Source organism: Nocardioides panzhihuensis (assembly GCF_013408335.1).
Lineage (GTDB): Bacteria > Actinomycetota > Actinomycetes > Propionibacteriales > Nocardioidaceae > Nocardioides > Nocardioides panzhihuensis.
In genome coordinates this window covers 553,833-572,037 of the sequence record NZ_JACBZR010000001.1, presented here as the reverse complement: position 1 = coordinate 572,037, position 18,205 = coordinate 553,833, and the positions used below count along the sequence as shown (strand labels likewise).

The window sequence follows — 18,205 nt, the reverse complement described above, 5'->3', positions numbered from 1 at the left end:
TGACCAACCCGGGCCATCCCGGCGGGTGTACCCGGTCGCACATCAGAACCCGAGCAGTCTCAACGCCGACTGAGCCCTAGGACCAGGGTATCGGCGAGTTGACGCGCCACGACGTCGATCGGGTCAGCGCCATCGAACCTGAGCCACTCTGGCGTCCAGTTCAGTGCGCCAAGGATGCTGCGTACGGTGATGCGTACATCAAGATCCGCGGCGAAACTACCGTCGTTGACACCGGCCTCCACAACCTCGACGAAAATCTCCTCGTACTCGTCGCGCCGCTTTCGGACGACCGCTTGATTCTCCTCGCCCAGGTAGCGCCACTGGTGGAAGACGATCTTCGTCGTCCGCGGGCCTCGGGCGACGACGTCGAGGTGCGCGCGAATCAGCGCACGCAGACGCTCTTCATTATCTTCCATTCCTGCCAGAGCGGCGGTCGCCTCGCTGATGTACTCGGCGATCCCAGACTCGATGATCTCGAGGAGGAGCGTCTCCTTACCGTCGATGTGTGCATACAGGCTGCCGGCGAGCATCCCCACCTCGCGCGCGATGTCGCGCATCGACGTAGCAGGAAACCCGCGCTCGCCGAAGAGACCCGTGGCCACGCGAATGATCACGTCCCGCGGGCCATCGAGATCGGGCGTCCCGCTCCCGTTCATCTGCGCTCCTCAAAGCCAGGTTTTCCTGAACGAAACTATACCAAACGAACGTGTGTTACGACGTCAGTCGCCGACCCTGCTGAGCACGGTGACGGCCGCAACAGCTTCATCGAGGTTGTCCAGAATTCCTCCACTGTTTTGGGCCAGAGCCACGCGCGCCCCTTCAACCTGGCGCGCTCCGCCCCTCCCTCGCAGTTGGTCGGCCAGTTCCACGAGCTGAGCACAACCGGTGGCCCCCAGCGGGTGCCCGCGTGAGAGAAGACCCCCACCGACATTCACGGGCATAGCGCCACCCAACTGCGTGGCGCCGTCCCGGATCAGTCCAGCCGCATCCCCGGGCTTGCAAAGCCCAACCTCCTCGTAGAGCCAGAGCTCTGCGGGGGCACACGCGTCATGCACCTCGACTACGTCCACGTCTTCGATGGCAACGCCTGCACGCTCCAGTGCCTGGCTGCTCGCGCGGGAGACGGGAAATCTCGCCGATTCCGAGGCGCTGTTCGACGTGAGGGCCCACCCGTCCACTCGGACCTGCGCCCTGCCCAGCCGGCGCGCGACCTTCTCGCTCGCTACGACTACGGCCGCGGCACCGTCTCCGATCGGTGAGCACATGAGCATGCGGAGGGGGTCCGAGATGACGCGGCTGGCAAGGACCTCATCGACCGTGACGGGCGTCTGGAACTGCGCTTTGGGGTTCAGCGCACCCTGTCGGCGGTTCTTGACCGAGACCGCGGCTAGATCGTCATCGGTGACCCCAGCCTCCGCCATGAAGGACATTGCCTTGGCGGCGTACAGATCCATGAGCGGCGAGTGAGTGACCGCAGGCACCTCGAGTGGCGCCCCGGTGGCGCCCACAGCGGCGGCCATCGCTCCGTGCTCGCTGAGGTCTACCGCCGTCGCCAGGGCGTCGAAGCTTCTCTTCTTCGTCGGATGATTGAGCCGCTCGGCTCCGACCACCAGGACAAGGTCCGCAGCACCGGATTCCACTGCCATGCATGCGACATGGAATCCCGTGGAGGACGAGGCGCAAGCGTTCTCCACATTGATGATCGGCACCCCCGAGAGGCCGGCGTGGCGCATCGCCACCTCGCCTCGCACCATCTCCTGCCCATGGAGCCACCCCTCAGCCGCGTTGCCGAAGACCACCATCTCCACGTCGGCGGCACTGGTCGCCGCATCGGAGAGCGCGGCAAGGGCTGCTTCGGACGCGAGGCTCCTGAGGTCGGCACCGGAGTGTCGACCGAATCGAGTGATCCCAGTCCCTACTACGAACACGCTCATAAGCTGACCCTTCTCTGCCGAACAAACATTTGTTCAGAGTACGATACTGTGCATCAGGAGGCAACGCAGAATGGGCCACATCACACGTTCGCGTCGCTTCGGCATTACGTTTGTCCACAAGCACGTTTGAACGAGGAGGCAAGGTGCCCGAACAGAAGTCACCCGCAAAGGGCGAAGCAGTCTCGCGAGCTCGGATTCGCGACGCTGCCATCCGACTTTTCGGCGAGCGTGGGTACCCGGTGATCGGCATGCGCGATCTCAGCGAGGCGGTCGGGATCCTTCCTGGCAGCCTCTACGCGCACATCAGCAGCAAGGACGATCTGCTCCTCGACATCGTCGTCACCGGAATCACTGCCTTCATCGACGTCATCCAGCCTGTCGTCGACGCCGATCTCTCCCCGGACCAGAAGATGCGCGAGGCGATCCGTGCTCATCTCGGGGTCTTGGCGCAGCAGGTGGAGCAGACCCGAGTCACCTTCCACCAGTGGCAGTATCTCGGTCCCGAGAGCCGTGCCAAGGCAGTCGAGATCCGACAGAAATACGAGGACCTCTTCGTCCAGATCATCGACGAGGGTGTTGCGAGTGGAGCCTTCCGGGACAGCGGGCACCATCGTCTGCCAGTGTTGATGATCGCGGGCATCCTTGGCTCGGCGACCGAGTGGTACCGGCCTGAGGGGCGCGACAGCGCGGAGGAGATGGCCGACGCGATCGTTGACCAAGTGCTCCTAGGGCTGCAGCAAGCTGCGTGATTCACGTCATGGCGAGACGTCGGTCGCGGCACCCCATGTGATCGGGATGCCGTTGGCGTCCGGGCCAACGTCGGGCTTGAAGCGACGCCGGGACAGCATCCATCCGCTTGGCGCTCGCACGAGCGTGTCGTCGTACGTTCCCATCGCCACCACGCGGAGGGACCCCTCGCTTATCAGCAGCAGCATCACGTACGCCTGCCCCTTGGCGTCGTCGCCCATGACGGTCACTCGTACATTGCTCACCATGTGCAGGGTGCGTCCTGGTCGCGCCGCGGCCGCAGTGACCATGCTGGCGAGGGCCTCCCTGCCGCGGACCGTCGGTCCGTCGACGATCTCGAACACGCCGTCCTCGGCGAACAGGGCGGCGAATTTGTTCGCCTCACCCTGGTCGTAGGCAAAGGCATACAGGGAGAACAGGTTGCGGATCTGCTCGGCATCTGTGTGCTCTCGGCTGCACTCGTCCGCCCCCTCAGGCATCGCGCACCTCCTCCTGTGCGGGCTCGCTGATACCAAGCTCGGCGAGGATCGCGTTCGTATGCTCACCAGCGACGGGGGGCTGATGTCGTGGCGCCTGCCGATCATTGTCCATCGGTAGATGGATGAGCTGAAGATCGCCGACACGGCCTGCGTCCGCAGGCTGGACCAGACGCCGCTCCTGCCCGATGGCGCTGTCCAACGCCTCGCCGATCCCCTGAACCGGGCTAGCGGGGATGCCCGCATCACCCAGGAGGTCGAGCCAGTGCTGGGCATCGTGCTCACTCAAGCGTGCCTCCAGTGCCGACGTGAGTTCCTGCCGGCCGTCGATCCTCCCCTGCATCGCCCGGAACCGCGGATCAGCAGCCAGGTCTTCGAGACCGAGTGCCGCACAGAGTCTCTCGAACATCCGGTCCGTGGAGGTTGCGATCATGACTGGCCTGTCACTCGTGTGGAAGAGCTGGTAAGGCGACGCACTCGGGGCGGCGGACCCGAGACGGCCAGGTGTCTCACCGGTGGCGAGGTATCCCATCAGCTGATGGCTCAGCAGGAAGAACCCACTGTCCACGAGGGATGCCTCAAGCAACTGGGGACCCGTCACGCTGCCGCGCCGGGCAAGGGCGGCCATGATTGACATCGCGGCCCACATTCCCGTCGAGATGTCCAACACTGATGGAGCGGCCCGGACCGGGTCACCGTCGGGCTCCCCCGTGAGGTCCATGATGCCGGTGAACGCCTGCACCAGCGCGTCATACCCCGGCTTCGTGTGGCCGACCGGGCCCTCACCGAAGGCACTGATGCTGCACAGGATGAGATCTTTCCTCTGGGCGGTCATCGCGTCGGTTCCGAGTCCGAGCCTCGCGAGGACGCCTGGGCGGAATGACTGGACGACGACGTCCGCTGTTTCGACCAGGCGAAGCAGAGCGTCGCGTCCCTGGTCCGTGGCCAGGTCGAGGGTGGCGCTTCGTTTGTTCCGATTGTAGGCAAGGAACACCGTGCTCTCGCCGTCCCAGAATGGCGGGAGCGACCTCGTCGCCTCGCCGTTACCTGGGCGCTCGACCTTGATCACGTCGGCGCCCATGTCGGCAAGTGTCATGCATGCAAGCGGACCGGCGATGTTCTCGCTGAGGTCGATAACGCGGATGCCGCGGTAGGTGTCTGCGAATGTCACTGCTGCTCCCTCGGATCAGTCGCCTTCGATGTCCTGGTTGAACACTGGCTCACGTTTCTCCAGCCGTGCCCGGACCGCCTCGAGGACATCATCAGTGTGCTGAAGCGACATCGTGGTCCAATAGCTCGCCTTCATCGCGGCACCTAGGTCCAGCTGCCACGAGGCTTGCAGGGCTTGCTTCGTCGCCTCGATTGCCCGCCAGGGCTTGGCAGCAATCCTTCCGGCCAGTCCGCGCGCCACGGACAAGAGCTCCTCGTGTGGGACCACACGGCCGACGAGTCCGATCTCCAACGCCCGCTGCGCATCAACGATGTCCCCGGTCAGGGCCAGTTCCGCCGCGACCCCGGAGCCGACCAGGCGTGGCAGGAACCACGAGCCACCATTGCCCGGCGCCATCCCGACGTTGATGTACGTCTCGCCCAGGCGTGCGCGCTCGGATGCGATCCGGAGATCGCAGGCCAGCGCCAGGTCCAGCCCTCCCGCGGTCGCCGCGCCGTTCACGGCCGCCAGGAACACAAGGCGTGAGTTGGCGATCCGCTGCGTGAGGGGCAGCAGGATCCGCGCGTTGTAGGGCTCATGCGAGCGGGCCAGCTCATGCGTCAGGTGATTCTCGAAGTCGACGAGGTCGGCCCCCGCGGAGAACTGCTTGCCGGTCCCAGTGAGCACCACCGCACGTACACCGAAGTCGGGCTCGAGCTCATCGAGAATCCGCAGGAACGCGGTGACGAGCTCAGGGACGACCCCGTTGCCTCGATCGGGGCGATTGAGAGTGATCGTGACGACACCTGAGTCCGCCCTCTCCAAGAGGACAGTCGACTCGTCTCCCCCCGGGACGTCCGGCGCTTTCGGGCTCGTCATCGAACCGACGCCGAGCCACCGGCAACGGCGCGCGACTGGCCGCCCCAGTATCGTTCACGGACCTCGCGGCGCAGCACCTTCCCGTATGCGCTTACAGGGAGCTCGTCGACGAAGTCGACCGCCTTCGGCTTCTTGTAGCCCGCCATATGTGTACCGCAGAAGGCGATCAGCTCCTCGGCTGTGGCGGAGGCCCCCTGCTCAGGAACGACCACCGCGCGCACCGCCTCGCCCCAGTAATCGTCCGGCACCCCGATCACGACAACATGGTGGACCTGCGGGTGGGTCACCAGGACCTCTTCGACCTCTCTCGGGTAGACGTTGTTGCCCCCCGAGATGATCACGTCCTTGGTGCGGTCGAGCAGGTGCAGATAGCCGTGCTCATCGAACATGCCGACGTCACCCATGTGCAGCCAGCCGTTTCGCAATGTCTCGGCCGTCGCTGCCTCGTTACCCCAGTAGCCAGCCATGACGATGTCACCGCGCACGACGATCTCGCCTTGCTTTCCTGGGGACAGGAAGTTGCCGTCCTCATCGATGACCCGAACCTCGACGTCGGTGCGCGCGAAGCCCGCCGACCCGAGTCGCGGATCGTCGTTGGCCGCGAAGGTCGCGTGGTCACGGGACGGCAGCACGGTGGCCGTGATGGGACACTCGCCCTGCCCGAAGATCTGGACCCAGATCGGCCCGAATCTCTTGACGGCCTGTTTCAAGTGCTCGACGTAGATCGGGGCGCCGCCGTAGCAGACCGCGTTCAACCGGGACAGGTCATACTTGCTCTCGTCGATCTCGTCCAGGCACTTGACGATCTGGGTGGGTGCCATGAAGGCGATGTGCGTGACACCTAGTCGCTCGACCTCGCCGAACAGGGTGGCAGGGTCGAAGCTTGGGTTGCTCATGATGACGTTGTTCGCGCCGCGAGCGACTGCAGGCAGCGCCACGATGCCGCTCCCGTGCGAGAGGGGCGCACAGTGGATCAGCACGTCGTCCTCGGTGATGTTGTAAACATCGGCGAGGTAGTTCATCACTAGGACGCGGACGGTCCGGTGTGTCCATGTAGCGCCCTTAGGGAAGCCGGTGGTCCCAGACGTGTAGAACAACCAGCAGGGATCTGTGGACTCGACGTCGACCGGTGCGTCCAAGACATGGTCATCCTCCAGCAGCGAGCCGTACGGTGCCACCTTGTCGGTGGCGTCCACGCCGAAACGGTGTTCCACACTGGCGAACTCGTCCCAGTGCTCATCGAGTGTGGCCTCGAAATCCGGGCCGTGGATGAGCACCTTCGCATCCGACTGTCCGACGATGTAGGCCATCTCTCGAGCATGCAACCGCGCGTTCATCGGCACAACAACGAGTCCCGCCGCAAAGCAGCCATAGATGATCTCGAGGATCTCCGGACGATTCTGCATCGCGAATGCAACGCGGTCACCCTTCGCCAGGCCGAGCTCACGCAGCGATCCGCCCAGCGCGAGAGCCCGCCGGTAGAACTCGCCGTAGGAGGTGACCCGGTCGTCGTACTGCAGCGCAGGGCGCTCCGGGAATCGCTGGGCTGCCTTGGCCAGGAAGGTAGCGACGTTCATCAGGACCCCCGGGGGGCCGCGAACCAAGCCGCAGGCCGCTGGGCAACCTCAGCGGCATCAGCCGGCTCGAACACCACCGGCTCGTCGCAGCGGTAGTGGTCCCATGTTCCATCGGCCCCGGCGTGGAGGCGTCCGGTGAGCTGGGGGCCCTCGTCTAGCCTGACGACGCCGATCGCGTACGGGGGCTCGACGTCGAACGAGCTGGGTGCACCGAATCGGAGAACCGTGTACGTGAGCAGCTGGCCACGGCCGCTCACCGCGCACCAGTCGAGATCGTTGCCGAAGCACGACGGGCATCGGTACTTCGGGTACATGATCAGTTCTCCGCAGGAGTTGCACTTCTGCACCGTCAGTTCGCCACGGGCGAGTGCCTCGCCGAACGGTCCAGTCAGCTGCTCGGCATTCTCGATGTAACTCACTTCTCGACCCTTTCCAGCATCATGATCTGGGCATCCATGTAACTGCCACCACTGCCGCCGACGATGCATCTCTCTGCACCAGCGACCTGACGCTCCGGCTCCGCTCGATGCAGTAGCTGGCGGACCGCCTCTACGAGCAGGGCCATTCCCCCGCCCACACCGGTGTGCCCGGCAGACAGCAAGCCGCCATTGGTGTTGACCGGGAACTCGCCACCAGGGCTGAACCGCTTCGCGTGGAAGTCGCGTGCCGCCTCACCCTTCTTTGACAGACCGAGCCCCTCCAGAGCGATGGTGAGCACCGCCGAATAGGAGTCGTAGACCTCTGCGAGGTCGGCGTCCTGCGGTCCCCATCCGGCGGCGTCGTACGCCTCTACCGCCGCCTTCGGCCAGCCGAGCTCGCCGAGCTCCGCGTCCTGGCCCGACGAGTAGTGGCTCACGCACCCACCAGACCCACCGATGCGGACCCAGCTGTCGTGGTTCCTACGAGCCTCGGTCGCGCTCGTCATGACGAACGCGGCCGCCCCGTCGGCCAGGTATGGGCATTCGATGGCGCGAATCGGGTCTGACACCAGCTTCGATGCCAACACCTGCTCAACCGTGAGCTCCTTGTCCTTCCACATGGCGTTGGGGTTGAGCCGGGCCCACTCACGCAGAGCGACACAAACGCTGGCCATCTCCTCAGGCGTGGATCCAGACTGATGCATGTAGCGCTGGGTGATCAATCCCCCGATCGCGTTGAACTGGAGACCGGAGGTCCCCTCCCACTCGCGCGGAATGCCGTTGACGCTCAGCATGTCGACCATCTCGGTGAGGTCGGCAGATCCCCACTTCTCGCTCTGCACGACAAGAACGTTGCGTGCCTGGCCACTTGCGACCAGCCCCGCTGCGGCCCGCGTCGCGTTGTCGCTCGTCGAGCCACCGGAGTGGACCATCATGGAGCTCTTGACGCGGCCATGCAGTCCTAGCTCCTCAGCGACCCGGCTGAAGATCAGGTCTGCCTGATCGGGAATGCCGTGGAGGTTCGGGATCAGGACCAACTGGTCGATGTCCGTGTGTTGGAGCCCGGAGTCCTGTATCGCGCGCGCCGCGGCCTCTACGAGCTGGGCCATGAACCCACGCTTCGGGTACTTGCCCGAAGGGATCTCTCCGATACCGATGAAGGCAGCGTCGCTGGCGGATCCGGGCTGCGGATAGGGCATGTTGCTCATCGAGTCTCCTCTGTCTTGCGGTGGGCGAGCATGATCCAGTCGAACTTCATGACGGATTCCTCACGCTGGTTGATGACGTCGTACTCGACGTGCAGCTCGCCGTACTTGGGTTTCTCCTTGACGACGTCTCGCACGGTGGCCCTCACGGTGATCGTGTCGCCGGGCTTCACCGGGCCCAACGCCTTGAGCGACCGGCACTCGAGCAGAGCCACGATGGCGTCCGCGTACCAGCCATGCTGGGCCACCTGACCGATCGCGATCGAGAACGTCAGGGGACCGTGCGCGATGCGCGTTCCGAACATGGTTCCCTTGGCGTACTCCTCATTGGTGTGGAGCGGGTAGGTGTCACCAGTCAGGCCGGCGAAGAGGGTGACGTCGCTGATGTCGACGGTCCTGCCCTGGGTCTGGATCTGCTCCCCGACCCGGAAGTCCTCAAGGTGCTTGGTCGCCATTACAGACCCATCTCGCGGGCGATGATGGTGCGCTGAATCTCGTTCGCGCCGCCGCCGACCATCCCGTGCTTGGCCTCGCGGAAGTATCGCTCCATGTCGTACTCCGGCAGCTGGGCGTAACCGCCCAGCGCCTGCATGCCGTTGAAGGCGATCTTGTAGGCAACGTCGGCGGCGTAGACCTTAGCCATCGACACGTCCTTGATGGCGCGCTCTCCGCGTGCCATCTTGGTTGCGGCCTGGTAGACGAGGAGCCGCGCTGCGTTCAGCTCGCACTCGTTCTCCGCCATGCGGTGCTTGAGGACCTGGAAGGAGGAGAGCGGCCTGCCGAACTGATGCCGCTCCTTGGTGTACCTGATCGTGTCGTCCAGGGCGGTTCGAGCATTTCCGACGTAAGACGCCGCCAGGGACAGTCGCTCATACTCGAGGTGCTGATTGACGTAGGTCCAGCCCTCGCCGACCTCGCCGATGATGTTCGAAGCCGGAACCCGGCAGTCATCGAGGAAGAACTCGGTGGTACCCAGGCTGCGCCGCACGATCGTCGGCAGCTTGCGGATGTCCAAGCCCGGGGTGTCGTTCGGAACCAGGAAGAGGCTCAGTCCCTTATGCCGGTCCTCACTTGTCCTCGCCATCAGCGCGATGACCGCGCCCGGGAGATGCGCACCTGAGCAGAACACCTTGTTGCCGTTGAGCACCCACTCGTCGCCGTCCAACACGGCCTTGGTCCTCACCCCAGCAGCGTCCGAGCCGGCCTCGGGCTCTGAGATCGAGATGCTGAACTTGCGCCGCCCTTCGAGGAAGGGAAGGAGGTGATCTCTCTTCTGCTCCTCGGAACCGTTGTGGGCGACATTCGTCGCCGTGAACATCGAGGTCATGATGCAGGCCGCCGTGTCCAGACTGAACTTGGCGATCGCCTCACAGAAGATGGCGAACATGACGGGATCCGCGCCCTGTCCACCCTGCTCTTCGGGCACCAGCAGTCCCAGCCAGCCGTTGCTGGCCATCTTCTGGAAGACCTCTTCGGGGAACTCACGGCTGGCGTCGTGTTCGCGCGTGTACTCACGCCCGACTTCCTTCTCCATGAAGGAATGCAGCATGTCCTTCCAGGCCTGCTGCTCTTGCGTGTGGCGGAAATCCATGGTGAGCCCTCTCGTTGACTAACGATCGTTTGTTTACCGCAGTGTGCACGTCCGTGTCAACCTCCGCCACACTCCCCAACAATTGGGAGCCATGAACTCCGCGAGGGGTCTAGACGAACGTTTGTTTCCGCGCAATGATCGACACTAACGATCTATCCATCGACGTCAGGAGTTGACAATGACGCGCATCGCGCCGGTGTTCGAGGACTACCGCGACCGCTACGAGAACGTTCGTCTCGAACGCGAGGACGGGATCCTTGAGGTCACCCTTCACACCGAGGGCAAGCCACTGGTCTGGACCTCCCAGGCCCACGACGAGCTGGCCTACTGCTTCCACCAGATCGCCTCGGACCCCGACAACAAGGTCGTGCTGCTCACCGGTGCCGGTGACGCGTTCTGCCCAACGATCGACTTCACGTCGTTCAACCTTGGAACGCCACACGACTGGGCCGAGGTCATCCACGAGGGGCAGATGCTCCTGAACAACCTGCTCAACATCCAAGTGCCCGTGGTCTGTGCCCTGAACGGCCCGGCCCTGGTGCATCCCGAGATCCCGGCGCTCTCCGACGTGATCATCGCGTCCGACACGACGGCGTTCTCGGATTCTCCTCACTTCGCATCCGGCATCGTGCCCGGCGACGGCGCCCACGTCGTGTGGACACACCTGCTCGGCCTGAACCGGGGGCGGGCGTTCCTGCTCCTCGGCGACACCATCAACGCGCAGCAGGCACTCGATTACGGGCTCGTGCACCAGGTGCTTCCGGCTGATCAGGTGTACGCCCGTGCCCGGACGGTCGCCGAATCGATCGCGGCGAAGCCCATGATGGCACGACGGTACGCGCGACAGGTGCTGACCCGAGAGATCAAGCGACTGATGCACGACAACCTCGGGTTCGGCCTGGCCCACGAGGCCTTGGCTGCGCTCGATCTCTGAGCGCCCCTAGCGGCCGGTTCAGACATCTGCGCTTCTGACATTCCGCCGCCCCTCATAGCATTCGATTGAGGACCCGTGACCGACCTTCATGTCCCCCGCAGCCCCGACCGGCTGGTAACGGCGTCGAGCCTGTTCGACGGGCACGACGCGTCGATCAACATCATGCGGTGGATCCTCCAGAGCCAGGGCTGCGAAGTCGTGCGCCTGGGGCACAATCGGTCTGCGCAGGAGGTCGTCGACGCGGCCCTCGAGGAGGACGTACAGGGCGTGGCGTGGCCGTGTCGTTGTACCAGGGTGGACACGTGGAGTACTTCGAGTATCTCGTCGAGTCGTTGCGAGCGGCGGGAGCAGACCACGTACGCGTGGTCGGCGGGGGCGGCGGCGTGATCGTTCCGGCGGAGATCGCGCGGCTCAGGAAGTCCGGGGTAATGATCTTCTCGCCCGAAGGCGGTCAGCCGATGGTCCTGGCGGGAATGATCAACAGCGTCGTATCCGACTGCGATTTCGATCTGTGGCAGATCCAGCCCGCCGATGCCGACTCGTTGGTGGCGGGTGACCGGTTTGCGACCGCGCGAGCGATCACCGGCGCCGAGTCCGGGAACCTGCCGGCCGACCTCCTCCCGCGGATCCGTGAGGAAGCGGCAGGCAGGGCCACCAAGGTGCTGGGCGTCACCGGCACCGGCGGCTCGGGCAAGTCCTCATTGACCGCCGAGCTGGTCCGGCGTTTCCGCGTGGATCAGCAGGACAAGCTGCGCATCGCTGTCATCGCGGTCGACCCCACACAGCGTAAGGGCCCGGGCGCACTTCTCGGTGACCGGATCCGAGCCAACTCGCTCGAGGGCGATCGTACGTTCTTCCGCTCGCCACGCGTGGGGCGCGGGAAGTTCCCGTTCGCCGCCGGCGTCTTCGGGTTCAAGCGTGACAACGAGGACCCCGCAAGGATGTTCGCCGGTGAGGGCGACCCGTTCCGCACCAACCGCCCCTTCAAGCTCCTCTCCGAGGGTCGGCCCGCCACCCGTCTCTCCACCGCTTTCGACTCGGTCACCCTCTACGGTCGCGATCCCGACGAGCGCCCCGACATCTACGGCAAGGTCGGCTCCCCCGGCGTATCGGTCGCCACGCTGGAGGACATGCGCGATCGACGACAACGCAAGCAGCCTGCACACCAACGCCTACGACGAGGCCATCACCACCCCCACCGAGGACTCGGTACGTCGGGCGCTGGCGATCCAGCTGATCATCAACCGCGATTGGGGCCTGACGATGAGCGAGAACGCCCTACAGGGCTCGTTCATCATCGACCAGCTCATCGACCTCGTCGAGGACGCCATGCTGGCCGAGTTCGACCGGATCCGCGAACGCGGCGGCGTCCAGGCGCCACGGAAACCGGCTACCAGCGCGGCCGCGTCCAAGACGAATCCATGGGCTACGAGCACCGCAAGTTCGACGGCACCCTGCCCATCATCGGCGTCAACACATTCCTCAAGCCCGCATCCGACGCGCCGCCCCAGGAATTGGAGCTCGCCCGCGCCACCGCGACCGAGAAGCAGTCCCAGGTCTCAAACGGGTCCACGCCTACCGCGGCGCACATGCCGCGGAGGTCGACCAGGCGCTCGCACGACTCAAGGATGTCGCCACTTCTGGAGAGAACGTGTTCGCCGTCCTCATGGACGCCGCCCGCGTACGCACCCTCCAGCAGATCACCGAGACCTTCTTCGAGGTCGGCGGCCCGTACCGCCGCAACGTCTGACCCCGGCGGATGCCCGCAACGACCTGAGGCACCTCCTGTGGCTGAAGCCTCGGCTAGCCAACGAAAGGATTGGGGATGTCCAACTCACGATGATATGTGACTTCGACTCACAAGGTCGGCGCAATCGGTGCCGAACGTCCCTACGGCGTGCTGCACGCGAAGGAGCCCGGCAGCGCATTCACCAAATGCGGTCAACGGGCCATCAACTGGCCAGTCTTCTGGGACCGCCCCTTCCACGCACAGCTGAAGGGCGCCTGCCACAAGTGCGCCACCGGCGTGCGCCGACGCCGGGGCGAGGTCACCGCTGATCTGTACGCCACCAACCCCGCGTCCGACGCTCAATAGTCCCGCTGCCGGGGGCTTGAACTCTCATCGTCTCTTGGGTTCCGCAACAGGAGCGTCCCTCGCTCATTTACGCTGCCCCTGATCCGTCGTCCTCGTGTGGATTTTTCGACTGCCTCCCACGCGGCGGCAAGGAGATCTGGGCAGACGAGCGCCGGGCCGTGAGTTCATTCCGAGTGCCTCGGCGACACGAACCTCCGCGCAAGCGTCTGGCGCCCAGCAATCGGCACCAACCAGCTGACCGGCGCACGCGGCGACGGCATGTCGACACCGATGCCCAAGCGGGTCCGGCACGGATCCGGAAGCCCCTGCGTCTTGCCAAACGGTGGCGATAGTCCTCGCACCGCGCGGGTCCCGATCCGCGCCAGCCCGGATCACAACCCGACAGCATCTCCGACGATTGCCGAGTCGCTCCGGCCAGTGCGGTCGCCCGTTTCGGCAAAGCCAGTGGCACCAGACCGGGCGACCGCCACCGTCATGGCCCTCGCGAGCAGCCTTCGAGTAGCCCTGTGTCGACAGTCATCTGGCGGTCCTGTTGCTCCCTGACCGCTGCAACGACGCCAGCCACGTTTATTTGCGTACGCCCCGATCAGGCCGAAGGTGCCTCGGCGGCCTCCAGCGCACCGTCGGGTGTTGAAACCAGAGTCTCGCGGAGAAAAGCGAGTGCGGCCAACAACGTAATGAACAGCATCAAGCTCAGGTAGACCGCGGGCGCGAGAGGCGAACCGGTCGTGGCTACGAGCGTAGCGGCCACCAGCGGCGATATCCCTCCGAGAAGTCCTGCGCCGAGGCTGTAGCTAACGCCAGAGGCCGCGTACCGCACCTCAGCCGGGAAGAGTTCGACACAGAGGACGGCGAACGGGGCCAACATCGCCCCGGTGAGGATTCCCAGAACGCACTGGCCGACCAAGATTCCAGCCAAGCCCCCGGTCCCGATAAGCAGGAATAGCGGCACCGCAAGCACCATCAGCAGAATCAGAGCGCTGAGGAAGACCGGCTTGCGACCAATGCGGTCTGCCAAGTATCCCGAGCCAATGGTGCCGATCGTCGACACACCGAGCGCAATCATGTTGGTCAGGAGCGCCGTCCCCAGCGGCACTCCCACCGTGCCAGTCAAGTAGCTGACCATATAGGCGATCAGCATGTAGCCGGCGGCGGCACCCATAGCGGCACCGACGAAGATGAACAGCATCGCCGTCTTATGGGTGCGAAACGCGCGGCGGACGGGCTGGCGTTCGATGTTGTCGGCCAACTTCAACGCCTCGAAGGCCGGCGTGTCCCGCAACCGCCGCCGCATGTAGAACCCCACGAGTCCCAAGGGACCGGCCAGCAGGAACGGGACACGCCAGCCCCACGACTGGACCGCGTCAGGCCCCAGCGTGGCGCTGAGAGCCGCGACAATCCCGACACCCGCCATGGCGCCCACCCAGGCGCCCGCCGGAGTCAGACTGGCAAGGAGCGATCGGTTTCGTCCGCCCCCGAACTCCACAAGGTAGACCGTGGAGCCAGACCACTCGCCACCGACGGCGACTCCTTGGAGGCACCTGATCGCGACGAGTAGCACGGCGGCCCAGACGCCGAGGGCGTCAGCCGTAGGGAGGATACCTATCGCCATTGTGGAACCGCTCATGAGCAGCACCGTCCCCGAGAGTGCGACACGTCGGCCGAGGCGGTCACCGATGACACCGAAGACGTAGCCTCCGAGCGGCCGGAACAGGAAGGCGACCGCGAACGTCGCGAAGACCGACAGCGTCGCGGCCGTCGGGCTCCCCGATGGAAAGAAGAGCGGACCAAGGACGACTGCGAGGGCCCCGTAGACGACGAAGTCGAACCATTCGACGAAGTTGCCCACGGTGCCCGCGACGAGCGCGCGGCGCCGCGTGGCGGCTGAAATGTGCTTGACAGACATCCCGACTCCCAACGGACGTTTACTGCCCACGCGCCATGACTCGCGTGGAGCTGAGGTATGACCGTGGCCTGCGGCAGTGCTCGCTCACTCAGCGGTCAAAACAACTGTTTGTTTTTAATCACGGTCCACGACCTTACCTAGGTTGTCAAGGTCGCCACAAACGATTGTTCGCCATGGAATCGAGGCCATCGCACCGACATCAGTCGCAACCCTCAGCCTCAGAGGTGAGCGCAGATTTGACTCAGAAGAACGATGGCGAATCAGAGGAGTCGCCGGCCGTGAGCGGCGCTCGAGCGCAGGAGCAGGATGGTTCGTCGGGTAGCAACGTGACGCTGAGGAAAACCTGGTCGTAGTGCCGTTCCGCGGAACCACAATCCTGCCGATCAGTCCCACCCACAGGTCACGTTCAACAGAGCATTCCGTCGGGTCCGCCCCCGCGACGCCGAGCTGTCGACGTACGGGCGGGAGCGACCCCCTGCGAGGCCTGCGGCAGCACGTGACTTGAGCTCGCCGTCTTCAACGGCTGATCAGACGGCCCCCACCCCTTCGGCCCCGGCGGCCATCTCGCGGAGGGCTTGTTTGCGGACCTTGCCCATCGAGTTCGTAGGCAACTCATCAACGAAGCGCCAGTGCCGCGGCACCTTGTAACCAGCGAGATGGGCGCGCATATGCGCAGTCAATTCATCGACCGGCGGCGCGCCATCGAGGGGCACCACGAAGGCCATGGCCGCCTCTCCCCAGTCAGGATCGGGCACGCCTACCACAGCTGCCGCCGCAACGGCTCTGTGGGAGCAGAGGACCCGCTCGAGCTCCGCGGGGTAAACGTTCTGCCCGCCAGCGATCAGCATCTCTCGCTTGCGGTCGACGACAAAGACGAACCCGTCCTCGTTCATCCAAGCGAGATCACCGGTGTAGTACCAGCCATTCCTCAGCACATCCGCGGTAGCTTCGGGATTCTTGTAATAGCGGCTGAGCGTGGTCGGACCTTTGTTGATGAGCTCACCTACTGTTCCTCGCGGTACTTCGTTGCCGGCTTCATCGACGATCCGAAACCGGTTGTACCCAGCAGCACGCCCCGACGTCTTCGGCAGACGCTGGTCGTCCCCTAACCGTGAAGACAGCAACGCACCCTCCGTCGTGCCAAACACACCAAGCAGCACGGGACCGAACCTAGACAAGATTGCCTCACGCAACGCGTCATCTAAGGGCTCACCACCCCATATCCCCACCCTAAGGCTGGCCAAGTCGCGGGAACCCAGCTCTGGCGAACGCATGATCATCCGCCACATGGCCGGAACGAGATAGGCGTGAGTGACTCGGTTCGTCTCAATGACCTCCAGTGCCTTCTCGGGCGAGAACTTGTACATCAGCTCGACCGCAAGCCCGTTGAACACACTTGACGCGAACACGTTGAGGAACCCGATGCTGGCCATGGGGATGCAGTAGAGGAACCGGTCTCGCTCCGGATCGATCTGCCCCCAGACTGTCGAGAAGTTTGACGCACCCCAGATTGCGCTGGCATGGGAACGGACGGCACCCTTGGGGCTGCCTGTCGTTCCTGACGTGTACACGAGCATGCAGTCGTCCTGGCCGTCGGTGTCGGCCCAGTCGTCCACTGCCCCAGCGGCAGCGATCGCAGACTCGTAGAGTTGCCAGCCTGATTCTGCCGCAGCCAGCGGCAGCTCCTCGGCGGCGACGAAGACATGGTCGATCTTCTCCAGCTCGCGGCGAATGCCGAGCATTGTGTCAACGAACTCGGGGCCGATGAAGATGGCACGGACGTCGGCATTGTCGAGGATGTAGCTGATCTCGGCCGCCGCAAGGCGGGGATTCACAGGTAGCAGCACGCTCCCGCCACCGATAACACCGAACGCGATCTCCGCGTACTCGAAGGCGTTGTGCATGAGAACCGCCACCTTCTCACCACTTTGGATCCGAACCGACTGGATCAGCCCGGCCACCACTCGGGCACGATGCCTCAGTTCGCCGTACCCCAGGATCTGCCCACCGAGTCGGATCGCCTCAGCCGCCGGCGCGCGGTCGGCGGCCACATCGAGTACTTCAGCGAAATTCACAGCCCATCCCTTCTGCATGAGTAAGCCGTCCGAGCGAGGCCAAACCCGCCGAGGACTGCCCTTGGTCAGCGACGATGAAATCGCGCTTGTCGCCCTGCAAGATCGCAATCCTGCACTTCAAGCCACTCACGCAAACTTCAACCCGCCATACGCCAAACAATCGTACGTTTGGTTCATCCTCCTTGCGCCCCGTCTCGCTGTCAAGGTCTCCAGCAGCGGCCGAGCGCCGCCGCCAAGGACTGGCTCGGGTCCCGACCTCGACACCCCAGCACTGGGCCGCGGGGCGGGTCCTACGCCGTCATCGCGTTGCCTAGCTGCGCCAACGCAATCCGATGACCGGCGAGGTCATCTGGGCCGTGAAGACCACCGAGGTGCTCTATGAACGTGACCGGCCCGGTGCACTGGTCCACGTCGACATCAAGAAGGGTCAGCAAGGTCCCGACGGTGGCAACTGGAAGGCCCACGGCCCGGCAAAGGGCAAGGCCGGCAAACAGAAAGCGCCCGGATCGGCGGCGGCTACGAGCACTCTACGGTCGATGACCGCTCCCGGCTGGCCTACTCCGAGGCCCTCCTGGACGAGAGGGCTCGACCTGTGTCGGGTTCATCGATCGGCCGCCGATTACTTCGCGACCCACGGCATGACCCAGATCGAGCGGGTCATCACCGACAACCACTTCTGCTACCGCAGGTCCAACGACGTACGCGAGACAATCGCCGCCGTTGACGCGAGGCACAATTCCATCAAGCCCCACCGCACCGCCTCAGCCTGACCAGCAGTGTCCTCGTGATACACGAAGTGATACACGAAGCCGCGGAGTCAGCGTCACTCGGCGATCGAAGCTGAACCGAGATGGAGCGAAGTAATGCTCCTGATCTGCGAGTTCGCTGAATTCGGCCAAACCCTGAGCGTACACAGAATCACATGGCACCAGTGACAGGCGGCGTACCCGACCGACAGCAGGACAGGAACATCCCGCCGCGGTGCCTCCTCAAACGCGTCAGGCCCCCACTCCCACCAGTCCACCGGATTATCTGCATGTTGGAGGAGATACGGGCTCGTCGCACCGGCCAGACGGTTGGTCACTTCCATCACTCCTCACGAGTGGCACGTGTATCAAGACCAGGCTCGCAGTACGAGGGCGATACGCGAAGCAGATCTGGACAGGCCCGCACCGGACCCACCCCCACCCTAGGAGGGATGCGGATGCCACCCCGCA

Annotated in this window: 16 protein-coding genes and 2 pseudogenes; 5 read left to right on the top strand and 13 right to left on the bottom strand. The window is 64.5% G+C overall.

Going from position 1 to position 18,205, the window contains the following annotated elements; genetic code table 11:
• Positions 1-59: 59 nt before the first annotated feature.
• Both BJ988_RS02525 and BJ988_RS02520 read right to left on the bottom strand, forming a co-directional pair.
• Entirely contained in the window at positions 60-656 is a 597-nt protein-coding gene (locus BJ988_RS02525) for a TetR/AcrR family transcriptional regulator (protein WP_179656533.1), read from the bottom strand.
• A 63-nt stretch (positions 657-719) separates the two neighbouring features.
• The gene (locus BJ988_RS02520) at positions 720-1,934 is read right to left on the bottom strand and encodes a thiolase family protein (protein WP_179656532.1); all 1,215 of its coding nucleotides are present in this window, start codon (positions 1,932-1,934) and stop codon (positions 720-722) included.
• A gap of 143 nt (positions 1,935-2,077) precedes the next feature.
• Here BJ988_RS02520 and BJ988_RS02515 point away from each other — a divergent pair, with 143 nt between their 5' ends.
• Complete coding sequence (locus tag BJ988_RS02515) at positions 2,078-2,683, top strand: TetR-type transcription factor C-terminal domain-containing protein (protein WP_218860548.1); 606 nt, start codon at positions 2,078-2,080, stop codon at positions 2,681-2,683.
• 6 nt (positions 2,684-2,689) lie between these two features.
• Here BJ988_RS02515 and BJ988_RS02510 read toward each other — a convergent pair whose 3' ends face one another.
• From BJ988_RS02510 to BJ988_RS02475, 8 genes are read right to left on the bottom strand one after another with little or no spacing between them, the layout of a single operon-like run.
• The gene (locus BJ988_RS02510) at positions 2,690-3,160 is read right to left on the bottom strand and encodes a nuclear transport factor 2 family protein (protein ID WP_179656531.1); all 471 of its coding nucleotides are present in this window, start codon (positions 3,158-3,160) and stop codon (positions 2,690-2,692) included.
• Complete coding sequence (locus BJ988_RS02505) at positions 3,153-4,328, bottom strand: CoA transferase (protein WP_179656530.1); 1,176 nt, start codon at positions 4,326-4,328, stop codon at positions 3,153-3,155. The genes BJ988_RS02510 and BJ988_RS02505 overlap by 8 nt, the downstream gene beginning before the upstream one ends.
• 15 nt (positions 4,329-4,343) lie before the next feature.
• Positions 4,344-5,186: an enoyl-CoA hydratase/isomerase family protein gene (locus BJ988_RS02500; protein WP_179656529.1), complete on the bottom strand. Its 843-nt coding sequence runs from the start codon at positions 5,184-5,186 to the stop codon at positions 4,344-4,346.
• Positions 5,183-6,763 (bottom strand): acyl-CoA synthetase, encoded by a 1,581-nt coding sequence (locus BJ988_RS02495; RefSeq protein WP_179656528.1) that lies wholly within the window; start codon positions 6,761-6,763, stop codon positions 5,183-5,185. Before BJ988_RS02495 ends, BJ988_RS02500 begins: the two co-directional genes overlap by 4 nt.
• Positions 6,763-7,182 carry an OB-fold domain-containing protein gene (locus BJ988_RS02490; RefSeq protein ID WP_218860544.1) on the bottom strand — a complete coding sequence of 140 codons (420 nt, stop codon included), beginning with the start codon at positions 7,180-7,182 and terminating at the stop codon, positions 6,763-6,765. The genes BJ988_RS02495 and BJ988_RS02490 overlap by 1 nt, the downstream gene beginning before the upstream one ends.
• Positions 7,179-8,390, bottom strand: a complete 1,212-nt coding sequence (locus tag BJ988_RS02485) for a thiolase family protein (RefSeq protein WP_179656526.1) — start codon at positions 8,388-8,390, stop codon at positions 7,179-7,181. The genes BJ988_RS02490 and BJ988_RS02485 overlap by 4 nt, the downstream gene beginning before the upstream one ends.
• Positions 8,387-8,842, bottom strand: a complete 456-nt coding sequence (locus BJ988_RS02480; protein WP_179656525.1) for a MaoC/PaaZ C-terminal domain-containing protein — start codon at positions 8,840-8,842, stop codon at positions 8,387-8,389. Before BJ988_RS02480 ends, BJ988_RS02485 begins: the two co-directional genes overlap by 4 nt.
• Positions 8,842-9,978, bottom strand: coding sequence for an acyl-CoA dehydrogenase family protein (locus BJ988_RS02475; RefSeq protein ID WP_179656524.1), 1,137 nt, complete (start codon positions 9,976-9,978; stop codon positions 8,842-8,844). Before BJ988_RS02475 ends, BJ988_RS02480 begins: the two co-directional genes overlap by 1 nt.
• Positions 9,979-10,156: 178 nt before the next feature.
• Between BJ988_RS02475 and BJ988_RS02470 the strand changes: the two genes are divergently transcribed.
• The 3 genes and pseudogenes from BJ988_RS02470 to BJ988_RS02460 all read left to right on the top strand — a co-directional run bounded on the left by BJ988_RS02470 (position 10,157) and on the right by BJ988_RS02460 (position 13,007).
• On the top strand, positions 10,157-10,912 hold the full coding sequence (locus tag BJ988_RS02470) for an enoyl-CoA hydratase/isomerase family protein (RefSeq protein ID WP_179656523.1): 756 nt from the start codon (positions 10,157-10,159) through the stop codon (positions 10,910-10,912).
• A gap of 75 nt (positions 10,913-10,987) precedes the next feature.
• Positions 10,988-12,662 (top strand): annotated as a pseudogene (locus tag BJ988_RS02465) (methylmalonyl-CoA mutase family protein).
• Positions 12,663-12,758: 96 nt separating this feature from the next.
• Positions 12,759-13,007, top strand: coding sequence for a hypothetical protein (locus BJ988_RS02460; RefSeq protein ID WP_179656522.1), 249 nt, complete (start codon positions 12,759-12,761; stop codon positions 13,005-13,007).
• A gap of 586 nt (positions 13,008-13,593) precedes the next feature.
• Here BJ988_RS02460 and BJ988_RS02455 read toward each other — a convergent pair.
• The gene (locus BJ988_RS02455; RefSeq protein ID WP_179656521.1) at positions 13,594-14,913 is read right to left on the bottom strand and encodes an MFS transporter; all 1,320 of its coding nucleotides are present in this window, start codon (positions 14,911-14,913) and stop codon (positions 13,594-13,596) included.
• A 527-nt stretch (positions 14,914-15,440) separates the two neighbouring features.
• On the bottom strand, positions 15,441-16,988 hold the full coding sequence (locus BJ988_RS02450) for an AMP-binding protein (RefSeq protein ID WP_179656520.1): 1,548 nt from the start codon (positions 16,986-16,988) through the stop codon (positions 15,441-15,443).
• Positions 16,989-17,320: 332 nt separating this feature from the next.
• Between BJ988_RS02450 and BJ988_RS02445 the strand changes: the two genes are divergently transcribed.
• Positions 17,321-17,758: a hypothetical protein gene (locus tag BJ988_RS02445; protein WP_179656519.1), complete on the top strand. Its 438-nt coding sequence runs from the start codon at positions 17,321-17,323 to the stop codon at positions 17,756-17,758.
• A gap of 146 nt (positions 17,759-17,904) precedes the next feature.
• On the opposite strand, the pseudogene BJ988_RS30065 reads toward BJ988_RS02445, so the two are convergent.
• Positions 17,905-18,078 (bottom strand): annotated as a pseudogene (locus BJ988_RS30065) (DUF255 domain-containing protein); the annotation flags it as partial.
• Positions 18,079-18,205: the final 127 nt, after the last annotated feature.

What these genes read in the sequence shown, in the direction of transcription:
- BJ988_RS02445 (WP_179656519.1), top strand. Translation starts at nt 17,321, where the DNA reads ATGACCGGCGAGGTCATCTGGGCCGTGAAGACCACCGAGGTGCTCTAT.
- BJ988_RS02510 (WP_179656531.1), bottom strand. Translation starts at nt 3,160, where the DNA reads ATGCCTGAGGGGGCGGACGAGTGCAGCCGAGAGCACACAGATGCCGAG.
- BJ988_RS02520 (WP_179656532.1), bottom strand. Translation starts at nt 1,934, where the DNA reads ATGAGCGTGTTCGTAGTAGGGACTGGGATCACTCGATTCGGTCGACAC.
- BJ988_RS02525 (WP_179656533.1), bottom strand. Translation starts at nt 656, where the DNA reads ATGAACGGGAGCGGGACGCCCGATCTCGATGGCCCGCGGGACGTGATC.
- BJ988_RS02475 (WP_179656524.1), bottom strand. Translation starts at nt 9,978, where the DNA reads ATGGATTTCCGCCACACGCAAGAGCAGCAGGCCTGGAAGGACATGCTG.
- BJ988_RS02480 (WP_179656525.1), bottom strand. Translation starts at nt 8,842, where the DNA reads ATGGCGACCAAGCACCTTGAGGACTTCCGGGTCGGGGAGCAGATCCAG.
- BJ988_RS02495 (WP_179656528.1), bottom strand. Translation starts at nt 6,763, where the DNA reads ATGAACGTCGCTACCTTCCTGGCCAAGGCAGCCCAGCGATTCCCGGAG.
- BJ988_RS02500 (WP_179656529.1), bottom strand. Translation starts at nt 5,186, where the DNA reads ATGACGAGCCCGAAAGCGCCGGACGTCCCGGGGGGAGACGAGTCGACT.
- BJ988_RS02455 (WP_179656521.1), bottom strand. Translation starts at nt 14,913, where the DNA reads ATGTCTGTCAAGCACATTTCAGCCGCCACGCGGCGCCGCGCGCTCGTC.
- BJ988_RS02485 (WP_179656526.1), bottom strand. Translation starts at nt 8,390, where the DNA reads ATGAGCAACATGCCCTATCCGCAGCCCGGATCCGCCAGCGACGCTGCC.
- BJ988_RS02470 (WP_179656523.1), top strand. Translation starts at nt 10,157, where the DNA reads ATGACGCGCATCGCGCCGGTGTTCGAGGACTACCGCGACCGCTACGAG.